Consider the following 21,718-nt stretch of genomic DNA (forward strand, 5'->3'; position numbering starts at 1 on the left):
CATTACGGGGATTCACCGTGCTGTCGCTATCCAGGTCTGACGCCGAGGTGCACCGCGTCCGGAACGCCCCGGGCAACGGGCACCTCTTCGGTACGCACCTGCCGGAACCCGGCATTCCGCAAGGTTCCTTCAAATTCCGGAGAGGGCTCGGCCGACCACACCGCGAGCACCCCTCCGGGTCTCAACACCTTTGCGCAGGCGGCGAGTCCGGCGGGTGAGTAGAGGGTGTGATTGTCGTCCGTGACCGTCCAGCCCGGGCCGTTGTCGATGTCCAGGCAGAGTGCGTCGAACGTGTCACACGTCTCATGGACGAACGCCACGAGATCGCCTTCCACGACCTCGGTGCGCGGATCGCCGAGCGCCCCGGCGGACACCTCGGCCAGCGGCCCGTCCCGGTGCCAGCCGACGACGGCCGGTTCCCGCTCGACGACCGTGATCCGCCCCCACCTGGGGTCCGCCGCGGCATGTGCGAGTGAGAATCCCACGCCCAGCCCGCCGATCAGCACTTTTGGTGCCGGCCGGCCGTCCAGCGCGTCGTACGCGGCGTCGACCAGCAGCCGCTCCGAGCGGCCGTCGGAGGTGTCCATCAGGAAACATCCGTTGGCGATGATCTGCAACAGCTCTCCGTGCCGGCGCAGCACCACCTCGCCGTGCGGGCCGTCGCGCCGGTCGAGGACCACGGGGGAGTCGTACACGGCAGTCATGCCCCCATCCTGCTTGAACGAGTCCCGTCGTTCACGGGAATTGCGGATGGCGGCACGGCGGCTCGCACGCAATATTCTCCATCGAGTATGCGTTTGGGTGGTTTCGGCGGGGCATGGACGTCAACGGAGCGTGAGAGGTTGCTGTGAATCGGCTCTCGCGTGGCGTCGGTCATAGACAGCGGCCCCCGGAATCCGAATGGTTGGGCGCGAGGGAAGGAGTGCCGCAACGTGGAACGGACCGCGACGGGCCCAGCGGCGGCCGCGACGCCACCCCTGCCGGGCTTGCCCCTGGCCGACGGCACCGCCGTCGTCCCGGCTGCCGCGCTCGCCGACCTGCTGGACGGCATGCCCCGCCAGCGGCACGCCACGGCCCCCGTTCCCGTCCCCGCCGCGGACCTCGTCGTCGTCCCCGCCTCCGTCGAGGCGCGCCCGGCCGTCCGGTTCCCGCGCGTCTGGCGCCTGCTGCCCAGCCCGGCCGCGACCCCGTTCACCTTCGTCTACACGGCCGTCCTGGCCGTCACCTCCGTGATCGCGGCCGTCGCCGATCCCGACCTGATGTACGCCCTCTACCAGGCTTCCAGCACGGACGTGGCCCACCTGGTGCGCTCGCCCGCCGTGGTGCTGCTGGCGAGCGCGCTGTGGATCGCGGGCGGTGTCCTGTCGCCGTACGCGCTCGCGTTCGTGCTGGTGCTCACCGCGCTGGAGCGACGCATAGGCGGTGCGCGGGCCGCCTGTGTCTTCCTGGCGGGCCACGTCCTGGCCACCCTCGCCACCGAGATCCCCGTGGGCCTGGCCGTCCTCTTCGGCCACCTGCCCACCACCTCGCTGCACCGCCTCGACTACGGCATCAGCTTCGGCGTGGCCGCCAGCATCGGCTCCCTGTCCGGCCTCCTCCGTCCCTGGCTCCGCTGGCCCGTCCTCGCCCTGATGAGCTCGCTGCTGGTGAGCGACCTGATCGAGTTCACGGACCCGCTGACGGACTGGGGCCACATCATCGCCCTGACGATCGGTGTGACGAGCTGGCCCCTGGTCCGACGCTGGCAGCGGCTGGCCTGAAGGCGCCCGCACACCCTCCCGGGCGTCATCGACGTCTCTCCCGCAGCGCAAACCTCTGTGTCACGGCCTGATCGCTCACAGCGAACAAGCCAAGGGAACACCAGCCCACCCCCAACGGTTGAGTCGGCATAGCTCAACTTGACTGCCGAAGGGGAGATCATGGCTGCTGAGTCCACGGCGTTCACGCTCGTACTGCCCGTGCTGCCGCTCGACGACGAGGTCGTGGTGCCCGGCATGGTGGTTCCGCTGGACCTGAGCGACGCCGACGTACGGTCCGCGGTGGAGGCCGCACAGGCCGCCGCCCGGTCGGAGCCGGGCAAGCCCAGGGTGCTGCTGGTGCCACGCATCGACGGCACGTACGCGAAGACCGGTGTGCTGGGCACGGTCGAGCAGGTCGGCCGGCTGGCCGACGGTGACCCGGGGGCTCTGATCCGGGGCCGCAGCCGCGTGCGGATCGGCGCCGGCACCACCGGTCCCGGCGCCGCCCTGTGGGTCGAGGGCACGCGTATCGACGAGAGCGTGCCGGACCCGCTGCCGGGTCAGATCGCGGACCTGGTCAAGGAGTACAAGGCGCTCGCCACCACCTGGCTGAAGAAGCGCGGCGCCTGGCAGGTCGTCGACCGCGTCCAGGCCATCGAGGGCGTCTCGGCGCTCGCCGACAACTCCGGCTACTCGCCGTTCCTCACCACCGAACAGAAGGTCGAGCTGCTGGAGACCGCCGACCCGGTGGCCCGGCTGAAGCTCGCCACGCAGCAGCTCCGCGAGCACCTCGCCGAGCAGGACGTGGCCGAGACCATCGCCAAGGACGTCCAGGAGGGCGTCGACAAGCAGCAGCGCGAGTTCCTGCTCCGCCGCCAGCTGGAGGCCGTCCGCAAGGAACTGCGCGAGCTGAACGGCGAGCAGGACGGCGAGGAGTCCGACGACTACCGCGCCCGCGTGGAGGCCGCCGACCTGCCGGAGAAGGTCCGCGAGGCCGCGCTCAAGGAGGCCGACAAGCTGGAGCGGTCCAGCGACCAGTCCCCGGAGGGCTCCTGGATCCGCACATGGCTGGACACGATCCTCGAAATGCCGTGGAACGAGCGGACCGAGGACGCGTACGACATCCAGGGCGCCAAGGCGATCCTGGACGCCGAGCACGCCGGCCTGGAGGACGTGAAGGCGCGCATCACCGAGTACCTGGCGGTGCGCAAGCGCCGTAGCGACCGCGGCCTGGGCGTCATCGGCGGCCGGCGCGGTGGCGCCGTACTGGCCCTCGTCGGCCCGCCCGGCGTCGGCAAGACGTCGCTCGGCGAGTCCGTCGCGCATGCGATGGGCCGCAAGTTCGTCCGCGTCGCCCTCGGCGGCGTCCGGGACGAGGCCGAGATCCGCGGCCACCGCCGTACGTACGTCGGCGCGCTGCCCGGCCGGATCGTGCGGGCCGTCAAGGAGGCCGGGTCCATGAACCCGGTGGTCCTGCTGGACGAGATCGACAAGGTGGGCTCCGACTACCGCGGCGACCCCGCCGCGGCCCTGCTCGAAGTCCTGGACCCGGCGCAGAACCACACCTTCCGGGACCACTACCTGGAGGTCGAACTCGACCTGTCGGACGTGGTCTTCCTGGCCACCGCCAACGTCCTGGAGGCCATCCCGGAGGCGCTCGCCGACCGGATGGAGATCGTCCGCCTGGACGGCTACACCGAGGACGAGAAGGTCGTCATCGCCCGCGACCACCTGCTCCCGCGTCAGCTGGAGCGGGCGGGACTCGACAGGGACGAGGTCACGATCGACGAGGGCGCGCTGCGCAAGCTCGCCGGCGAGTACACCCGCGAGGCGGGCGTGCGCACCCTGGAGCGGTCCATCGCACGCCTGCTCCGCAAGGTCGCGGCCCAGCACGAACTCGGCGAGCGGGAGCTGCCGTTCACGGTCCGGGACGCGGACCTGCGCGGTCTGATCGGGCGCCCGCACCATGTGCCCGAGTCCGCCCAGGACCCGGCAGAGCGCCGTACGTCCGTGCCGGGCGTGGCGACCGGTCTCGCGGTCACCGGAGCCGGCGGTGACGTCCTCTTCGTCGAGGCGTCCCTCGCCGACCCGGAGACGGGCGCGGCCGGTCTGACCCTCACCGGTCAGCTGGGTGACGTGATGAAGGAGTCGGCGCAGATCGCGCTGAGCTTCCTGCGCAGCCATGGCGCCGAACTGGAGCTGCCGGTCGGCGACTTGAAGGACCGCGGCGCGCACATCCACTTCCCGGCGGGCGCGGTCCCGAAGGACGGCCCGAGCGCGGGCATCACGATGACGACGGCGCTCGCGTCGCTGCTCTCCGGGCGCCTGGTGCGCACGGACGTGGCGATGACCGGCGAGGTCTCGCTGACCGGCCGGGTGCTGCCCATCGGCGGCGTGAAGCAGAAGCTGCTCGCCGCCCAGCGCGCCGGGGTGACCACCGTGATCATCCCCAAGCGCAACGAACCCGACCTGGACGACGTCCCGGCCGAGGTGCTGGACAAGCTCGACGTCCACACCGTGACCGACGTCCGCCAGGTCCTGGAGCTGGCGCTCGCCCCTGCGACGAACGGGGCGGCGCCGGAGGTTCCCGTGGCGGCGTGACGGACGCCTCGGGGAAGGCGAGGCCCGGGTCCCGTGAGGGAGGCCCGGGCCTTCGCCATACGCTCATGGGGGTATGGGTCGGTAGAATTCAGGCGTGAGTTGGCCCCCCAAGAGCCCCTCCGGTCTGATCGGGGCCGAGATCGCGGGCTACCGGGTGGAACGCGAACTCGGCCGTGGTGGCATGGCCGTCGTCTACCAGGCCAGGGATCTGCGCCTCGGCCGGACGGTCGCGCTCAAGCTGCTCGCCCCGGAGTACACCCGCAACGACGCCTTCCGTCGTCGCTTCGCCCAGGAGTCGCGGGTGGCGGCCGCCATCGACCATCCCAACATCGTCCCCGTCTTCGAGGCCGGCGAGGCGGACGGGATCCTCTACATCGCCATGTGCTTCGTCGCGGGCCGGGACCTGCGCGCCCTGATCGACGGGGAGGGCCCGCTGCCGGTGGCGGCCGCGCTGCGTATCGCGGCCCAGCTGGCGTCCGCCCTGGACGCCGCCCACGCGCGCGAGCTGGTGCACCGGGACGTCAAACCGGCCAACGTCATGGTCGCCAGGGGCGTCGACAGCGACCACCCCGAGCACGTCTATCTCACCGACTTCGGGCTGGCGAAGAAGTCGCTGTCGCTCACCGGGTTCACCACCGCGGGCGAGTTCGTCGGCACCCTCGACTACGTGGCGCCCGAGCGGATCGCCGGGCGTCCGGTGGATGGCAGGGCCGACCAGTACAGCCTGGCCTGTGTGGTTTACGAGATGCTCGCGGGAGCCCCGCTCTTCCAGCGGGAGGACCACCTGGAACTGCTGTGGGCCCACCAGTACGATCCACCGCCCTCCCTCAGTCAGGAGCGGCCGGACGTCCCGGTGGCCGCCGACGACGTCCTGAGGCAAGCGCTCGCGAAGGCCCCGGACGACCGCTACGACTCCTGCCTGGAGTTCGTGGCGGCGCTGCGTACCGCCATCGGCGAGGCGGGTCCGCGTGGGCGTACGCCGACGCAGGTGGACATCCGGACGGCCGCCGCCGTCGCCGCTCCCCGCGTGGAGCCGTGCGCGGATTCCGGCTCGGAGACGGCCCCCCACCCCGCGCCCGAGCCGCCCACCTGGGCCGGCCCCGTCCTCAAGGGCCCGGTCGACGGAGCGCAGAACTGATCCGTCCGGGCTTATATCGGGCTTACTTCGCGCCGTCAAGTCCCGAATCCTCGGAACGTGACCCACCCTGTGCCTTTCCCGCCTACTTGAAGCACGGGCCGCACCGGAGACACCGGAAACCGAAAAGGCCCCCAATCGAGTAGGAGAAAGTCATGGACCGTATGAACGAGAATGTTGACAACCGTCGTCCCAAGCGCGGTTTCCGCCTCTCCACGATCGTGGCTTCGGCCGTGGTCATCGGCGGAGGCGTGATCCTGCCGGCCACCGCGGCCTCGGCGGCCACGATGCCCCAGTCGCCGGTCGCGAACATGGCCTTCGCGTATCACCACAACAACCACTGCAAGTCCCATGACCACGGTCACGGGAATGCGACCGGTGGTAATGGCGGTAATGCCAAGTCCGAGGGCGGCGGCGATGCGACCGGTGGTAATGGTGGTAACGCCAAGTCCGACGGTGGTGGCGATGCGACCGGTGGTAATGGCGGTAATGCCACGTCCAAGGATGGCGGCAACGCGACCGGTGGTAATGGCGGTAATGCCACGTCCGACGGTGGTGGCGATGCGACCGGTGGTAATGGGGGTAACGCCACGTCCGACGGTGGTGGCGACGCGACCGGTGGTAATGGCGGTAATGCCACGTCCGACGGTGGCGGCGATGCGACCGGTGGTAATGGCGGTAATGCCACGTCCGACGGTGGCGGCGATGCGACCGGTGGTAATGGGGGTAACGCCAAGTCCGATGGTGGTGGCGATGCGACCGGTGGTAATGGCGGTAACGCCTCGGCTCAGGACGGTGGCAACGCCACCGGTGGAAATGGTGGCGACGCCTCTGCCGAATGACGCCCACATCGCGAAAGCAGCGAGTGAGCGCCGGTGAAGTCGGGGGTGCGGCCGACAGCCGCACCCCCGGACGGCCGGACCCGCAGGTCCAAGAAATTCCCAGAACCAACCCCCTCAAGAAACGAAATTCCTCATGACCAGCAAGACCCGGAAGAGTGGCCTGGCGGTGGCCGCCGCGTCCATCCTGCTTCCCCTCGGCGGAATCCTGATCCCGGCAGGCGCCGCTGTCGCCGCTCCCGCGCTGCACGGCGTGAGGCTGATCGCGGACGGTGACCACGGGGACCACGGTGACCACGGGGACGACCATCACGAGGGCCACCACCGGCACGGGGACGGAGACCACGGCGACGACGACTACTGCCGCGCCGGCAACGCGACGGGCGGCAACGGTGGCGACGGCACGGGCGGCGACGCCACGGTCTGCACGGCTCCGGGCGGCATCGGCACCGGAGGCATGGGCGGCACCGGCAGGGGCTCGTGCGGTGGCCGGGGTACCAACGGCCGCAACGGCACCGGCACCAACGGCAAGAACGGCCCTCCGTGCCCGGACCACCCGGCTCCCGACCCGGGTGAGACCGGCGGGTCCGCCCCGTCCGACCCGGCCGGCCCCGCCCCGGCGGATCCCCCGTCCAACGGGGACCAGCCCTCGATGCAGGGCCACCCCGGCTCGGACTCCGGCCAGTCGGACTCCGGCCAGTCGGATTCCGGCCAGTCGTCCCAGGACCCGGCGTCCGCGCCCGCCGCGCCCGCCCAGGACAACTCCGGCGACAACTCCGGCGACGTAGTCGTCAACTGACGACAGGAACCAGACCCCCTGCCCCGCCGCCCGGCGGGGCAGACCCATGTCAGGGCTCGGTCAGCGACTGCTCCGCCCACACCGTCTTGCCGACCCGGTCGTGCCGGGTGCCCCAGCGGTCGGCCAGTTGGGCGACCAGCAGCAGGCCCCGGCCGCCCTCGTCGAAGATGCGGGCGCGCCGCATGTGCGGGGTGGTGCCGCTGGAGTCGTACACCTCGCAGATCAGGGTCGCGTCCCGGTGGATCAGCCGGAGCTGGATGGGCGGGCGGCCGTACCGCATGGCGTTGGTGACCAGCTCGCTGACCATCAGCTCGGTGGTGAAGCCGGCTTCCTCCAGATCCCACGCGGTCAGCTGGTCGTGCACCAGGTGACGGGCGCGGGAGACGTCCGTGGGGTCGTTCCGCAGCTCCCAGGCGGCGACCCGGTCCTCGTGCAGGACCCGGGTGCGGGCGACGAGCAGGGCGATGTCGTCGTCCGGGCGGTGGCTCAGCAGCGCGGTGAGCACATGGTCGCAGAGCGCGTCCAGCGACTTCGCGGGCCGGCCGAGCGCCGCGAACATCATGTCCAGCGCCTCGTCGATGTCGTGCTCGCGGGCCTCGAACAGCCCGTTGGTGTAGAGGACGAGCAGGCTGCCCTCGGGCAGATCGGTCTCGATGGTCTCGAACGGCAGCCCGCCGAGCCCGAGCGGCGGCCCCGCGGGCACGTCCAGGAAGCGCACGGCGCCGTCCGGGGTGACCACGGCGGGCGGCGGATGCCCGGCCCGGGCCAGGGTGCAGCGACGTGAGACCGGGTCGTAGACCGCGTACAGACAGGTGGTGCCGATGCCGCCGGCGGTCTCGGCGGCCGGGTCCGCGCTGCCCTCGTCGGCGGCGAGCCTGAGGACCAGGTCGTCGAGGTGGGTGAGGAGTTCGTCGGCCGGCAGATCGACATCGGCGAGGGTGCGTACGGCGGTGCGCAGCCGGCCCATGGTGGCCGAGGCACGGATGCCGTGGCCCACCACATCGCCCACGACGAGTGCCACCCGCGCGCCGGACAGCGGGATCACGTCGAACCAGTCGCCGCCCACCCCGGCCCGGGTCGCGGCGGGCAGATAGCGGGTGGCGATCTCCAGGGCCGCCTGCTCGGGCAGCGTGTGCGGGAGCAGGCTGTGCTGCAGCGCCATGGTGGTGGTGCGGGCGCGAGTGTAGGAGCGGGCCTGCCGGATGCCGGCGGCCGCCTTGGCCGTGAACTCCTGCGCCAGCCGCAGCTCCTCCGGGCCGAAGGCCCCCCGCCCGGGGCGCCGGCCGAAGAGCGCCACGCCGAGCGTGCTGCCCTGGACGAGCAGCGGCACCGCCAGCAGCGCGCGTGCCTCGGAGGCGCGCAGCCAGGCCGCGCCCGGGTCCGCCGCCGCCCACTCGCCGACGACCGGGTCAGTCGTGTCGTACAGCAGCGGCCGGCCCGCCGCGAGGCACTGGGCCGGAGGGGAGTCCACCGGGCAGACGATCGCCTCGCCCACGCCGGTGCCGTAGGCGGGTCCGGTGCCGTCCGGGACGGCGCGCAGGGCGGCGCGGCGCAGTATGACCGGGCCGGGCCCCGGGGCGGGGTCCTCGTTCGCGTCGCGCGGGGAGTCGAGCAGGTCGACCGCCATGACGTCGGCGAGCCGGGGGACCGTGACCTCGCCGAGTTCCTGCGCGGCGCGGGCCTGGTCCGTCGCCGAGCCGACACGCGAGCCGCTCTCGCCCGGCGGGGGCTGCCGGCCGGCGGAGTCCGTGGCGGGTACCTCCGTGGACAGGCAGACGGCGCGCACCCGGCCGCCGGCGTCCTTCAGCGGGCTGAGCACGGCGGTACGGCCGAACTGCGGGCCGAGCCGGGCCCGGGCCTCCTGCGGCCGGCCGGAGTCCAGCGCCCGCCGCATCGACCGGTCGGCCTCCTCACTCGCGGCACCGGGCGCGATGTGCGGCAGCCGCAGCCCGCGCATGGCGGCCTCGGGCAGGGCGAGGGCGTGTTCCATCCGGCGGTTGGCGCGGACGAGCCGCAGGTCGGCGTCGAAGATCGCCAGCGGGAAGGGGGACTGCAGGAAGGTCCACTCCTCCAGCGGTTCGCCGCGGGGAGGTTGCGGCCGGGCCGTCACGGCGCTCACCACGAGCCAGTCGGTGACGCCGGCCGCCGAGGTCCGGCGGTGCGCGAGCACACCCAGCTCCAGCAGCCGGCCGTCGCGGTGCCGCAGCGGGACGGTGCCGTTCCAGCGCTCGCGCCCGGCGACGATCCGCCGGGCCGTCGAGCCGTCGGCGGCGAGCAGCGCGGTGGCCGGCCGGCCGACGACGGCCGGGGAGTCGTAGCCGAGCAGCCGCTCCGCGCCCTCGCTCCAGCTCGTGAGGATGCCGTGCTCATCGATGGTGGCCGTGGCCGTGTACGTCGACTGTCGCTCCATCGCCGATCATCTCGCCCTTGCTCGGCAGGCTCTACTGACCAGCATGATCCCGAGCGGCGCGGAGCACCAACGCAGTCACCAGCAGAACGCCCACGGCACGCTCCAGGCCGGGGCCGGCCGCACGCCGGCGCCCGCACCCGGTCCAGTGCGCCGTTGCTGTGCTTGTCCGGGGGCAGCCCCGGGCCCCGGCCGGGAGCGTGTTGCCCTAGCCGTTCGCCAGCGCCTGCACCCGGTCCAGTGCGCCGTTGAACTTGTCGTGGTCGCCGACCGTCGGGCCGGAGGAGGTGTACTGCCACATCGTGTAGTACGACCAGCCGGCCGGCAGGGTCCCCGGGTCCGAGGCGTACCGGGCGATCCACAGCGGGTTGTTCGCCGCGAAGCCGCCGTAGTTGCCGGTGCACTGGGTCCACCAGCTGGTCGCCGTGTAGATCACGGGGTAGCGGCTGGTCAGCGACCTGTAGGTGGTGACGAAGTCGGCGATCCAGCTGACCATCTCGCTCGCGGTCCTGCCGTAGCAGGCCGCCCCGTACGGGTTCCACTCGATGTCGAGCGCGCCGGGGAGGGTCTTGCCGTCCTTGGACCAGCCGCCGCCGTGGCTGACGAAATAGCTCGCCTGGGTGGCGCCGCTGGTGGTGTCCGGGGTCGCGAAATGGTAGGAGCCGCGGATCATGCCCACGTTGTACGAGCCGTTGTACTGCTGCGCGAAGTACGGGTTCGTGTAGTACGTGCCCTCCGTCGCCTTGGTGTAGGCCCAGCGCACCCCGCTGCTCCACAGGGTCGACCAGGCGACGTTGCCCTGATAGGCGGAGACATCCACGCCCTCGGTCTGGGTGACGTCAGCGGAGGTGGGGGCTCCGTGCCGCCCGTCGTGCGCGGGGACGCCCATGCCCATGTGGGCGGAGCCGCGGCCGGGCTTGGTCGCGGCGTGGGCAGAGGTGAGGGGAAGGGCCAGGGAGAGCGCCGCGAGCAGGGCCGTGACAAGGACGGCGAGCGGGCGCGGTCGGACGGGACGGTCGGAGCCGGGTCTGTGCACGGACATGACGTGCCTCCGGGGAGTGGGGGTGAGGGTGGGGGAGGGGGAACGTGGCAGTGACCGTGTACCGGTGGCCGTACTGGCGTGGGCATGCCATTGATGGCCTGATAAAGAAGCTACGCACGTAGATGACGGCGTGGGAAGGGGGTCCGGGCGCCGTCGTTGGTCTACGCCTGCGAAATACTTACAGAGCTGCGGCAATGACGACTTTTGGCAGAAACTTTCAGGACCGCGAAACCGAGCAGGGGTGCTGACGTGCACGAGGACGGAAACGGCGACGCACACGGCGGCGCCCACCAGGTGACACCCAGTGGTGCAGACCAGGAATTCCTGGCACTGGAGCGGGAGTTGACCGTGCTGCTGCGGCGAGCCCGGGCCAACCAGGGTGAGATGGCCCGCGAGGTCCATCCCGACCTGGAGTCCTCCGCGTACGGCCTGCTCATCCGGCTGGACGAGTGCGGCGGCCAGCGGGCCACGGAACTCGCCGGCTACATCGGCGTAGGCAAGGCCACCATGTCCCGCCAGCTGCGGGCCCTGGAGGAACTGGGCCTGATCGCCCGCGAACCCGACCCCGCCGACGGTCGCGCCTGGCTCGTCACCCTGACCGACGAGGGACGCGGCCGCGTCGGCAAGGTCCGCGAGGCGCGCCGCGCCCGCTACGTCAGCCAGCTCGCCCACTGGGACCGCAGGGAGGTCTCCGAACTGGCCCGGCTGCTGCACCAGTTGAACGGCGTCATGGAGAAGTAGGGCGGAGTGGGGAGAGCGCTCACAGCTCCACGTACACCACCGTGGCGTCGTCGTGCGTCTTGCTCCGCCGCAGGAACGCCCGCTCCTCCCGGTCCGCCGTCTCCAGCTCCCGGACCCGTTCCACCAGCGACCGGGCGCCCTCCTTCGCGACCATCTCGAACAGGGCCCGCCAGTCGCCCTCGTGGAACTTCTCCGTCCAGCGGGTCGCGCCGTCCGTCAGCGCGGCCAGGGCGCGCACCTCGCGGCGGGGCACGGTGCCGGCGACCGCGCGGGCGGCCACCGAGGGGTCGGCGGCGGCCGTGAAGAAACCGCCCTCCTTGTTGCGCAGTGTGGCGTCCACCAGGGCCTCGGTGGCGAGCGCGGGGCGCGGGATCCGGTCCAGGCGGTCGTCCAGGACCGGGGTGACCGTCCCGTCGGGGCTCTGCAGCAGCAGGGCCGAGTCGGACAGCACCAGGTACTCGACCGCGTCGGCGGACCAGCGGGCCAGGGCGACAGTTGCCTGAGGAGTTCGCGGGTGAGAAAGTTCACAGGTTTGCGCATGAGCCTCGGCGGTGCGGCCGATCGCCCGCCCGAGAATCTCCGGGAGTGTCAGATCTCTGCTCGAAACGGTCAGTTCGGTCAGCGCGCCCCCGAGCCGCGCGGTGAACCAGGGGACCGAATGCAGACACCCCGTCTCACCCCTCGGTGGAGTCACTCCGTCCAGGACGATCACGCAACCTCCCTGTCCGGAGGCAGGTAGTCCGACACCGGCGAAGTCCTCGTTGGGGCGGTTCGCGTCACCGGGTTCCGAGACGAGATCAGTTCGCATTCAGCCAGTCTGCACGACCCCTTCACAGAACTCGCCAAAGGCTGGCAACCGCCTGTGAATTGATACGACCTAGCAGGTCAGGCGCCTGTTTTGGGCGGGAATGAGCCGCTCCGGGAAGGCGTGCTGGCGAATACTGCCAAAGCCTGCCGCGCGCGTCCAACCGGCGTGCCGCTCATGAGACGCGCCCGCCCCGCAGGAACTTGCCCGCCAACTCTCCTCCGATGTTCACTCCTTCGGGTGGCGGGTCAGGTGATGCACGACCACTGCTCACCGGCGCTGGGAGGGTCGGGAACCGTACGAACCGGGTGTAGGCACCACTTGGCACAGGGCTGACGGGGCGCCACCCGGGTCCTTGGGTAGACGAGTTCAGGAATGCGAGCACCGGTGCAGATGAAGCGGCCTCGGCGCACAGGCAGGCAGACGGCCCCCGAAGGGACCGCCCAGCACGATCCCGCGGGCACCGGCCGCCCCACTCATGTGCGCACCCGGCTGATCGTCGCCGTCGCCGTGGTGGCCGCCGCCGTCGCGGGAGCCGGTGCGCCCTCCCTGCTCACCGCCTCCCAGGACGTCAGCGACTCCCAGGACCTGGTGACACTGGCCGGCCGCACCGAGGACGCCCTCGCCCTCGCGCACTCCCTGGCGGACGAGCGCGACGAGGTCACCTCCTACATCGCGGCGGGGCGGCCCAAGGCGAAAGCCCCCTCCGAGGACCGCAGCGCCCGGGTCGACCGGCAGGTCGAGGACCTGCGCGCCGAGAGCGACACCCCGGCGGACCTGCGGGACGAGCTCGACGGCATCGCCGCCGTCCGGCACGACGCCCTCACCGGCAAGAGCACCGCCCTCCAGGCCCACCAGGCCTACTCGGCGGCCATCACCGAACTGCACCGGGTCGCCGAGCAGCTGGCCGACCAGACACCCCCGCGGGCCGGCTCCGGCGCCCACGCGCTCGCCGAACTCGACTCCGCCGTCCAGCAGTCCGCCGCCGCCCGCGGACTGCTGCTGGCCGCGCTCAACGTGCCGTCCACCACCCGGACGGTGATCAACCCCGTCACCGGCCTGCTCAGCACGACCTCCACCGCCTCCGCGGCCGATGCGAAGCAGCGCGACGAACTGACCGCCGCCGCCCAGCAGGCCCGGCTGCGCGCCGACGTGGCCCTCGCCGACTTCCGCGCCACCGCCCCCAAGACGGCCGTCGACTCCTACGACTCCACGGTCACCGGCTCCGACGTCAACTCGGCGGACAAGTACCTGGCCACGCTCACCGACCAGCCGACGCTGGCCGACAGCGAACTGACCACCAGCACCAAGAAGCTGGACGCGGCCCTGTCCGCCCGCGTCGACCTGATGCGCGGCGCCGAATCGGCCCTCTACGACCACCGCACCAAGGACCTGGCGAAACTCCGGGACGACGACGTCACGGCCCTGGAGATCCGTATCGCGGTGCTCGGCGCCCTGGAGCTGGTGGCCGTCGGCCTCGCCACGGCCATGGCCCGTACGCTGACCCGCCCGCTGTCCGTCCTGCGGCGCGGCTCGGCCCGCCTGGCGGAGTCCGCGGACCCGGCCGCCCAGGAACCGATCGCCTTCACCGGCCGCAACGACGAGTTCGCCCAGGTCGTCCGCTCGGTCAACGCCCTGCACGCGCACGCGGTCGCCCTGCACGAGCAGACCGTCACCGCGCACGAGCGGGTCACCACCCTGGAGACCGACCGCAAGCACCTGGTCGGCCAGCGGCAGCGGATGGCCGACGCCCGCGAGGCCCTCCAGGCCGAGCTGGGCCAGGCCGCCGAGCAGCTGGAGCGGCTGCGCACCAGCATCGGCAACACGTTCGTGAACCTCTCGCTGCGCACCCTCGGCCTGGTCGAACGCCAGCTCGCGGTGATCGAGGGCCTGGAGGACCGCGAACAGGACCCCGACCGCCTCGCCACCCTCTTCAAGCTGGACCACTTCGCCACGGTCATGCGCCGGCACAGCGAGAACCTGCTGGTGCTGGCCGGCGCCGAGCATGTCCAGCAGCACCACGGCGCGGTTCCGCTGGTCGACGTGGTCCGGGCGGGCGTCAGCGAGATCGAGCGCTACGAACGCGTCCGTATCGCCGCGCTCCCGCCGCACGCCCACGTGGCGGGTTTCGCCGCCGACGACCTCTCCCACCTGCTCGCCGAACTGATGGAGAACGCCACCTCGTTCTCCCCGCCGGAGCTGCCGGTGGAGGTCTCCGGCTGGCTGCTGGAGAGCGGCGAGGTGATGCTGTCGGTCCACGACGAGGGCATCGGCATGGCGACCGACCGGCTGGACCGCCTCAACTCCCGTCTCGCGGACTTCGACCCCGAGTCGCCGTACGACCAGGAGGCCGCGGACGGTCTCGGCCTCGGCCTGTACGTCGTCGCCCGCCTCGCCCACCGCCACGGTGTCCGCGTCCAGCTGCGCGAGCAGAAGCAGGGCGGCATCGCCGCGGTCGTCGTCCTGCCGGCCACTCTCCTGGCCGAGGCCCCGCCGACCGCGCTGCCTCCGCAGACCACCTCCATGAGCGCCACGGCCACCTTCTCCCTCCCGGGCGCCGACGCCGAGGTCAACTCCAACGTCCTGCACGGCCGCACCAAGGACATGGACCCGTTGGTCGCGCTGGCGGAACGCACGGTCCGAGAAGCTTCCGACGCCCCCGAGGGTCCGGCAGAGCCCACGGAGCCCGCAGAGCCGACGGTCCCGACGGGGCACGCCGCCGACGTCCCGGCGGAACACGCGGTCCACGAAGAGGCCGCCCCGGTCATCCAGGACACGGAAACCCGACCGAAGGCCCCGGCGGAAACGTTCGCCGAGTCGACGATGGAACTGCTGCTCCCGGACATCACGGCGGACTTCGGGCCGGAGCCCACGGCCGGCATGACGGATCCCACGGCCGGCCGAGCGGACTCGGCGCCCACGGACCCGGCGGCCGCCGATGCCGGGGACGCCTCGCAGTGGCGACCCGCACCCGGCGACGAAAGCGGTACGGGTGGTGCGCGTGGTGCGGATGGTGCGGATGGGGACGAAATCCCCGCCGAAGACGAAGCCGAGGCGGTGACGGCGAAGGGCCTGCCCAAGCGCACCCCCAAGATCACCGCACCGGCCGCCACCCCGCCCCGCCAGCGCAGCACAGGCGTCGACGCCGAGGCCCTCCGCCGCAGGCTGGGCGGCTTCCGCAGCGGCGCCCAGGCCGGCTACCGCGACGTAGAGGCGGAGATCGCCGAACAGACCGGCCAGTTCAGGACACCAGCCACGGGGGGCACCGTCGAGGAGGCAAGCAGTTGACCGCGCCCAGTACCTTCGGACTGAGCAGTGAGGCCCGCAACCTGCACTGGCTGCTGACCAACCTGGTCGAGGAAGTCCCCGGCATCCAGTCCGTCGCCGTGGTCTCCTCCGACGGCCTGCTCCTGCTCTCCTCCGACCCCGCGCGCACGGCTGAATCCCGCGAAAAGCGCCCGGCAAAGGGCCCGAGGGGCTCCTCCGCCGACCTTGCCACCATCGTCTCCGGCATCGGCAGCCTCACCGTCGGCGCCGCCCGGCTGATGGAGTTCGGCGGGGTCAAGCACACGATGATCGCGATGGAGGAGGGCAGCCTGTTCGTGATGTCGATCAGTGACGGCTCGCTGCTCGGCGTGCACGGTTCCGCCGAGTGCGACATGAGCGTGGTGGCGTACCACATGGCGCTGTTCGTAGGCCGCGCCGGCCATGTCCTCACCCCTGAACTCCGCAGCGAGCTGCGGAAATCCCTGGAGGCCGAGTCGACGGGGAGCGCCCGATGAGCGGCACGCCCAATAAACTCCCCGTGCGCGGCGGCGACCGCAAACCCGCCCGCGTCCGCCCCTACTCGCTCACCGGCGGCCGTACCCGCTTCGGCCATGTCCTCCTCGTGGAGACGTTCGTCGCGGCGCTCGAAGCCCCGGAGGAGCGCAGGGAACTGATGAATGGCCCTGTCAGCACCCGGGTCATGCCGGAGATGCGGGCCATAGTCGAACTGTGCCGCCGTATGCGCACGGTGGCCGAGATCGCCGCGCTGCTGAAGATGCCGCTCGGCGTGGTCCGCGTGCTCCTGAGCGACCTCGCGGACCAGGGAAAGATCCGTGTGTACGGCACCGGCACCGGTCACGGCACCGGCCGCCCGGACCGCGCGCTGCTGGAAAGGGTGCTGAGTGGACTCCGTCGTCTCTGACACCGCCGCCTCCGCCGTCGGAGGCACCCCCCTCGTCGCCGGCTTCGCCGAGCCCGACGACGACCTGAAGGCCTGGCAGACGGACCGCACCCGGGCCCCCATCGCCACGAAGATCGTGGTGGCGGGCGGCTTCGGCGTCGGCAAGACCACCCTGGTCACGGCCGTCTCGGAGATCACACCTCTGCAGACCGAGGCGCTGATGACCGAGGCGAGCGAGGAGACCGACGACCTCACCGCCACACCGGGCAAGCTCACCACCACCGTGGCCATGGACTTCGGCCGCATCACGCTCGACGACGACCTGGTGCTCTACCTGTTCGGCACCCCCGGCCAGCACCGGTTCTGGTTCATGTGGGACGACCTGGTGCGTGGCGCGATCGGTGCGGTCGTGATGGCCGACACCCGTCGGCTGAAGGACTGTTTCCCGGCACTGGACTACTTCGAGAGCTGCGGGCTGCCGTACGTCGTCGCGGTCAACCACTTCGACGGCAGCGAGCTGTTCGAGCCGGAGGACGTACGGGAGGCGCTGACGATACCCGCGCACGTCCCTGTCATGATCATGGATGCGCGGCGTCGTATTTCGGCCATCGAGACACTGCTGGCCCTGGTCGGCCACGCGCTGGACGAAACCCCCGAGTAGTCCCTGTTAGGAGTCCTCACCCGCATGCGGAAGATACTCGTCGTAGGAGCCGGCCAGTCCGGCCTCCAGCTCGCCCTCGGCCTGCAGTCGCACGGCTACGAGGTCACCCTGATGTCGAACCGGACCGCGGACGAGATCCGCACCGGCCGGGTCATGTCGACGCAGTGCATGTTCCACACGGCGCTGCAGCACGAGCGCGATCTCCAGCTGAACTTCTGGGAGTCCCAGGCCCCGAAGATCGAGGGACTCGGCGTCTCGGTCGCGGCCCCCGGCTCGCACGACCCGGGCCCCACCCAGCGGGCGATCGACTGGGTGGGCAAGCTGGACGGGTACGCGCAGTCGGTCGACCAGCGGGTGAAGATGGCCGGCTGGATGGAGACCTTCGCCCAGCGCGGCGGCCAGCTGGTCATCCACGGCGCGGCGGTGGGCGACCTCGACTACTTCTCCCGCACCTACGACCTCGTGCTGGTCTCGGCCGGCAAGGGCGAGCTGGTCCAGATGTTCGGCCGCGACGCCTCGCGCTCCCCGTACAGCGAGCCGCAGCGCGCCCTCGCGGTGTCGTACGTCCACGGACTCGGCCCGCGCCCCGAGCACCCCGAGTTCGACGCGGTCCGCTGCAACCTGGTCCCCGGTATCGGCGAGCTGTTCATCATGCCGACGTTCACCACCTCCGGCCGCGCGGACATCCTGTTCTGGGAGGGCATACCCGGCGGGCCCCTCGACGTCTTCAACGGCGTCAAGGACCCGGCGGAGCACCTCTCCCTGACCCTGGAGCTCATGGAGAAGTTCACGCCCTGGGAGTACGCGCGGGCGACGAAGGTCGAACTGACGGATGCCGGTGGCACGCTGGCGGGCCGTTACGCGCCGACGGTCCGCAACCCCATCGGGCGTCTCCCCGGCGGCGGCCTGGTCCTGGGCGTCGCCGACGTCGTCGTCGCGAACGACCCGATCACCGGCCAGGGTTCCAACTCGGCGTCCAAGTGCGCCGCCGCCTATCTCGCCTCGATCCTCGAACACGGGGACCAGGAGTTCGACGAGGCCTGGATGCAGGCGACGTTCGACCGGTACTGGGCGACGGCTCAGCACGTCACCAAGTGGACCAACGCGATGCTGGCGCCGCCGCCGGAGCACATCCTGAACCTCATCGGCGCGGCCGGCCAGCTCCAGCCGGTGGCCGACCGGTTCGCCAACGCGTTCAACGACCCGGCCGACTTCGAGGACTTCTTCTACGACCCGGAGAAGACGGGCGCCTACCTGGCCTCGGTCGCCGGGGCCTGATCCGGGCGTACCGCGCCGAGTACCGGATAGGACGCCAGCGGGGAGACCTTCACCGTCTCGCCCGTTCTCGGCGCCTGTACGACCTCGCCGTCCCCCACGTACATCGCCACATGTGTGGCCTCGGGGAAGTAGACGACGAGGTCACCGGGCCGCAGCTGGCCGAGAGGGATTCTTCGCAGCAGTTGCCACTGCTCCTGGCTGGTGCGGGGGATGGGGGTGCCCGCGTGCTCCCAGGCCTGTGAGGTGAGGCCCGAGCAGTCGTACGCGCCCGGGCCCTCGGCGCCCCACGCGTACGGCTTGCCGAGCTGCTCCAAGGCGTAGCGGACCGCGCGGCCGCCCTCGGAGGAGGCGGTGGTGTTCGTGGGCAGGGCCCCCGAGGCGGCGAGCTGCTGCTGGGCCGCGGTGACGCCCCGCTGCTCCAGGGCGGTGATCGCGGCCAGCTGGGCAGGGGTGAGGGAGGCCAGCAGGCGTTCCACGTCGGCCAGCCTGGTGCGGACGTCGTCGCGCTGCTTCTTCTGCCGGCCGGCGAGGGTCAGCTGGGTGTCCAGGGCCGTGCGGGCGGCCCGGGCCAGGGCGTCCTGCCGCTGCTCCGCGGCGGACAGCCGGCTCACCGTCCGGGCCCGCTCGCGCGCCAGTTCGCCGATGACATGCCCCTCGTCCAGCGCGTGCTGCGGGTCGGGGGCGAGGAGCACCCGGACGTACGGGCCGAGGCCGTCGGCGTCGCCGTTCTGGTACTGGCGGCGGGCCAGCCGGCCGGCGTCGGCCCGGCTGTCCTGCAGCGCGAGGCGGGCGCGGGCCAGTTCGCCGTCCAGCCGGTTCACCTCGGCGCGCTGCCGCTTCAGCTTCTCCGCGGTGGCGTTGTAGGTCTCGGCGGCCTGCTCGGCCTGCCGGTACAGCTGCTGAAGGTCCGTCAGCAGCTGGGACACGGACCGCTGCGGGCGCGGTGCGGCCGCGGCGGGTACGGGCGCGAGGACGGCCTGGGCCGCCAGCGCGGCCGTACAGGCCAGGCGCGGAAGCGTTCCTGACACGTCATCACCTCGTGCGGAGAGGAGGGCGGGCTGTTCGCCCCCTATCGCACCGCGATAATCAGATGTAGTACGTGCGAGGCGCGCGCCTGGCGTACTCCTGTCACCCGTTTGCCTCGTCCGGCTTGCCGGACGACGGGCCGGCTGGTGGGGTGGCCGGCTTCGACCAGGGCCACCGGAGCCGTCCGCCGGAGGTGTCGTCAGGGTCGTACTGGTACTTCCACCCCTGGATCAGACCCAGCCGCTTGCTGTGCCCGCGCGGCACGCGACGGTAGACGAGCACCGTGGGCGGGCCGCCGTCCGGGTCAGGGACGGGGATGCGGTACGTCTTCGGGGGGTGCCCGGTGGGCCCGAGCATGACGGGCAGCACGCGCCCGTCCATGGGGCCGCCCTCGAAGGGGATGTCCTGACTCTTCACCGCTTCAGTCTCGGTCATCCTCGGCGAGCGCGCCGACGACGGCGGCCGTCTGCGGGTCCCGGCCCGCGGTCACGGTGAGTACGGCCACGAACTGCTCGACCAGCCAGTCGCGCAGCTCCTCGACCGGGGGCTGTTTGCCCTCGTCCAGCCAGATCAGGGAGGCCGCCTCGACGGACGTGATCCAGGTCCGTACGGTCATGCGCAGCCGTGGGCCGGGGTCGGCTACGCCGAGGTGGCGGTAGATGTGCTCGGCGGCGGCCCGACGGACCCCGTCCACGATCGCCGTGGTCCGCGAGGTCTCCGCCACACTGCCGCCCTGCAGCAGCGCGCTGAAGCCGGTGTCGTGCTCGTCGACGAAGCTCAGATAGCGGTCCAGGGCGCGGGAGAGCCGGGACAGCAGGGGGCCCTGGCGGGGCTCGTCGAAGCAGTGCTGCAGCTCCTCGGCGGCGGAGCGCAGCGCGGCCTCGTACAGCTGCTGCTTGCCGCCCGGGAAGTACCGGTACACCAGAGGGCGCGAGACTCCGGCCGCCTCCGCCACGTCGTCCAGCGACACGTCCTCGGGCGCGCGGTGCGCGAAGAGGGCCAGGGCGGAGGCGAGCAGCTGGCTGCGCCGTTCCTCGACGCTCAGTCTGCGGTAGGCGGGGGTGGGGGCCGGGGTCATGACCGGCAGCCTAATCGCCGCCGGGGTCGCGGGGGTGCAGGCACCCGCCGGGCCGGGTCGAGAGCGCGCATCGGATGGTCACAACAGGCGGTCTCGGACATCGAGAACAAGCCGTGCCGTGTGGGTCGGCCGCGCGGGTTGTGTTGGACGCATGCCGCCGGAACTTCGTTGAAACAGCGGCTGGTTGATCATCTGGTGGTGGTCACGCCGTATGCGCCTGTTGCTGGGCGGTTTCGGGCCCCCTCCCCGCGAACTCGCGCCCACGCTCCGTCTCTTCGACCGGCAGCGTGACATCGTCCCTCCGGGCGGCTCGTCGAACTTCAAGAGGCTTCCCCACCCCGGCGGCGGCAACTGGAACGACGAGGTCGACGCTTCGGGGTCGCTGCTACGCCAGCAGCCCCGACGACCTCCACAGCCGTCGCCCCACACCCCTGAGCACGCCGATGTCGTCCAGGAAGTCGGTCAGTCGCTTCGCGCCCGACTGCATGACCTCGCGCCGGTGCCCGCTCGCCTTCACCTGGGCCAAGGCCTCCCGCCTGTCCAGGCCGACGTTCGTGTAGACCTCGGGATTCACGAAGGCCACCGAGAAGATCCGGGCGAACTCGCCCGAGGTGACGCGGGTGAACTCCTGCGACCACTTCGGCGCCGTCATCATCTGGCGCCGCAGCTCCTCACGGGCGTACCGGACATGGCGGGCCTCCTCGACCACGTGGATGCGCGTGACGCCACGGATCAGCGGCTGCACCCGCTCGTCCGGGAACGTCAGCCGCTGCATCCAGTCCAGGACCTCCTCGCCGAGGAGGGTGGCGGTGAAGGAGCCGGGCGTGGTGGAGATGGTCTTGAACACGCGGCCGAGGTTCAGATGGGCCCTGCCGACCGGGTACCAGGGCGTGCCGCCGTGCGAGATCAGCCGGGCGAACATCTTCGAGTGCCGGCACTCGTCCTCGATCTCGGTCAGCGCGTAGCGGACGTGCGCGCTCGTGGCCGCCTTGTCGTAGATGTGCCTCACCAGCAGCTGCATCAGGATGATCTCGAACCAGATGCCCAGCGAGGCCAGCGCCGCCGCCTCGTGCTGGGAGAGCAGGATCCGCTGTTCCTCGCTCATCCGCTTCCACATCGGCGTGCCGTACAGCGACACCAGCTCCGGCGGCCAGAACCACTTGCCCTCCTCGAAGGGCGCGTCCCAGTCCAGCTCCTTGTCCGGGTCGAAGGAGTGCTTGGCGGAGGAGACGAGCAGCCGTTCGGCCACCTGCTCCCGGTCCTTGAGTAGGCCGAGCGCGTCGCGCAGACCGTCCAGCGCGTCCGCTTCCGTCAGGGTCGTCATGGCTCCCTCACCTCGTTACCGGGGGTACATCGTCCTCCCTCTTATGAGACTGCCTGTCAGCAAGGGCGTCAATCC

Annotated in this window: 19 protein-coding genes; 11 read left to right on the plus strand and 8 right to left on the minus strand. The window is 71.5% G+C overall.

Annotated features, from left to right (window positions below):
• Nucleotides 1-26: 26 nt before the first annotated feature.
• Nucleotides 27-704: a spermidine synthase gene (locus tag AV521_RS41165; protein ID WP_076096485.1), complete on the minus strand. Its 678-nt coding sequence runs from the start codon at nt 702-704 to the stop codon at nt 27-29.
• A 228-nt stretch (nt 705-932) separates the two neighbouring features.
• Here AV521_RS41165 and AV521_RS41170 point away from each other — a divergent pair, with 228 nt between their 5' ends.
• The 5 genes from AV521_RS41170 to AV521_RS41190 all read left to right on the plus strand — a co-directional run bounded on the left by AV521_RS41170 (nt 933) and on the right by AV521_RS41190 (nt 7,113).
• A complete protein-coding gene (locus tag AV521_RS41170; protein WP_076096487.1) occupies nt 933-1,760 on the plus strand; it encodes a rhomboid-like protein in 828 nt (275 codons plus the stop codon).
• A gap of 159 nt (nt 1,761-1,919) precedes the next feature.
• Nucleotides 1,920-4,340 carry an endopeptidase La gene (gene lon, locus AV521_RS41175; protein WP_076096489.1) on the plus strand — a complete coding sequence of 807 codons (2,421 nt, stop codon included), beginning with the start codon at nt 1,920-1,922 and terminating at the stop codon, nt 4,338-4,340.
• Nucleotides 4,341-4,434: 94 nt separating this feature from the next.
• Nucleotides 4,435-5,478, plus strand: a complete 1,044-nt coding sequence (locus AV521_RS41180; RefSeq protein ID WP_076096491.1) for a serine/threonine-protein kinase — start codon at nt 4,435-4,437, stop codon at nt 5,476-5,478.
• 152 nt (nt 5,479-5,630) lie between these two features.
• The gene (locus tag AV521_RS49830) at nt 5,631-6,317 is read left to right on the plus strand and encodes a hypothetical protein (RefSeq protein WP_179023788.1); all 687 of its coding nucleotides are present in this window, start codon (nt 5,631-5,633) and stop codon (nt 6,315-6,317) included.
• A 133-nt stretch (nt 6,318-6,450) separates the two neighbouring features.
• On the plus strand, nt 6,451-7,113 hold the full coding sequence (locus AV521_RS41190) for a hypothetical protein (RefSeq protein ID WP_076096495.1): 663 nt from the start codon (nt 6,451-6,453) through the stop codon (nt 7,111-7,113).
• Nucleotides 7,114-7,162: 49 nt separating this feature from the next.
• Here AV521_RS41190 and AV521_RS41195 read toward each other — a convergent pair whose 3' ends face one another.
• The gene (locus tag AV521_RS41195; RefSeq protein ID WP_076096497.1) at nt 7,163-9,523 is read right to left on the minus strand and encodes a SpoIIE family protein phosphatase; all 2,361 of its coding nucleotides are present in this window, start codon (nt 9,521-9,523) and stop codon (nt 7,163-7,165) included.
• 205 nt (nt 9,524-9,728) lie between these two features.
• Complete coding sequence (locus AV521_RS41200; RefSeq protein ID WP_076096499.1) at nt 9,729-10,562, minus strand: lysozyme; 834 nt, start codon at nt 10,560-10,562, stop codon at nt 9,729-9,731.
• A gap of 249 nt (nt 10,563-10,811) precedes the next feature.
• On the opposite strand from AV521_RS41200, the gene AV521_RS41205 reads away from it, so the two are divergent.
• Nucleotides 10,812-11,303, plus strand: a complete 492-nt coding sequence (locus AV521_RS41205) for a MarR family winged helix-turn-helix transcriptional regulator (RefSeq protein WP_076096501.1) — start codon at nt 10,812-10,814, stop codon at nt 11,301-11,303.
• A 19-nt stretch (nt 11,304-11,322) separates the two neighbouring features.
• On the opposite strand, the gene AV521_RS41210 is transcribed toward AV521_RS41205, so the two are convergent.
• Nucleotides 11,323-12,111, minus strand: a complete 789-nt coding sequence (locus AV521_RS41210) for a protein phosphatase 2C domain-containing protein (RefSeq protein WP_076096503.1) — start codon at nt 12,109-12,111, stop codon at nt 11,323-11,325.
• Nucleotides 12,112-12,483: 372 nt separating this feature from the next.
• Here AV521_RS41210 and AV521_RS41215 point away from each other — a divergent pair, with 372 nt between their 5' ends.
• Genes AV521_RS41215 through AV521_RS41235 form a run of 5 tightly spaced genes read left to right on the plus strand, consistent with a single transcriptional unit; the run spans nt 12,484 to nt 18,215 of the window.
• Nucleotides 12,484-15,396, plus strand: coding sequence for a nitrate- and nitrite sensing domain-containing protein (locus tag AV521_RS41215; protein WP_079249666.1), 2,913 nt, complete (start codon nt 12,484-12,486; stop codon nt 15,394-15,396).
• The gene (locus AV521_RS41220) at nt 15,393-15,890 is read left to right on the plus strand and encodes a roadblock/LC7 domain-containing protein (protein ID WP_076096505.1); all 498 of its coding nucleotides are present in this window, start codon (nt 15,393-15,395) and stop codon (nt 15,888-15,890) included. The genes AV521_RS41215 and AV521_RS41220 overlap by 4 nt, the downstream gene beginning before the upstream one ends.
• The gene (locus AV521_RS41225) at nt 15,887-16,297 is read left to right on the plus strand and encodes a DUF742 domain-containing protein (protein WP_076096507.1); all 411 of its coding nucleotides are present in this window, start codon (nt 15,887-15,889) and stop codon (nt 16,295-16,297) included. The genes AV521_RS41220 and AV521_RS41225 overlap by 4 nt, the downstream gene beginning before the upstream one ends.
• On the plus strand, nt 16,278-16,937 hold the full coding sequence (locus tag AV521_RS41230; protein ID WP_076096510.1) for an ATP/GTP-binding protein: 660 nt from the start codon (nt 16,278-16,280) through the stop codon (nt 16,935-16,937). Before AV521_RS41225 ends, AV521_RS41230 begins: the two co-directional genes overlap by 20 nt.
• 24 nt (nt 16,938-16,961) lie before the next feature.
• Nucleotides 16,962-18,215: a styrene monooxygenase/indole monooxygenase family protein gene (locus tag AV521_RS41235; RefSeq protein ID WP_076096512.1), complete on the plus strand. Its 1,254-nt coding sequence runs from the start codon at nt 16,962-16,964 to the stop codon at nt 18,213-18,215.
• Here AV521_RS41235 and AV521_RS41240 read toward each other — a convergent pair.
• From AV521_RS41240 to AV521_RS41255, 4 genes are all read right to left on the minus strand, one after another.
• Nucleotides 18,188-19,243 (minus strand): C40 family peptidase, encoded by a 1,056-nt coding sequence (locus tag AV521_RS41240; protein WP_076096514.1) that lies wholly within the window; start codon nt 19,241-19,243, stop codon nt 18,188-18,190. The two genes, AV521_RS41235 and AV521_RS41240, sit on opposite strands and share 28 nt — an antisense overlap.
• Nucleotides 19,244-19,343: 100 nt before the next feature.
• A complete protein-coding gene (locus AV521_RS41245) occupies nt 19,344-19,676 on the minus strand; it encodes a hypothetical protein (protein ID WP_371917108.1) in 333 nt (110 codons plus the stop codon).
• Entirely contained in the window at nt 19,663-20,319 is a 657-nt protein-coding gene (locus AV521_RS41250) for a TetR/AcrR family transcriptional regulator (protein ID WP_076096518.1), read from the minus strand. Before AV521_RS41250 ends, AV521_RS41245 begins: the two co-directional genes overlap by 14 nt.
• A 385-nt stretch (nt 20,320-20,704) precedes the next feature.
• Nucleotides 20,705-21,643, minus strand: coding sequence for a diiron oxygenase (locus AV521_RS41255; RefSeq protein WP_076096519.1), 939 nt, complete (start codon nt 21,641-21,643; stop codon nt 20,705-20,707).
• Between the last annotated feature and the right edge of the window lie 75 nt (nt 21,644-21,718).

Origin of the sequence: Streptomyces sp. IMTB 2501, from assembly GCF_001953885.1 — a bacterium.
GTDB lineage: Bacteria > Actinomycetota > Actinomycetes > Streptomycetales > Streptomycetaceae > Streptomyces.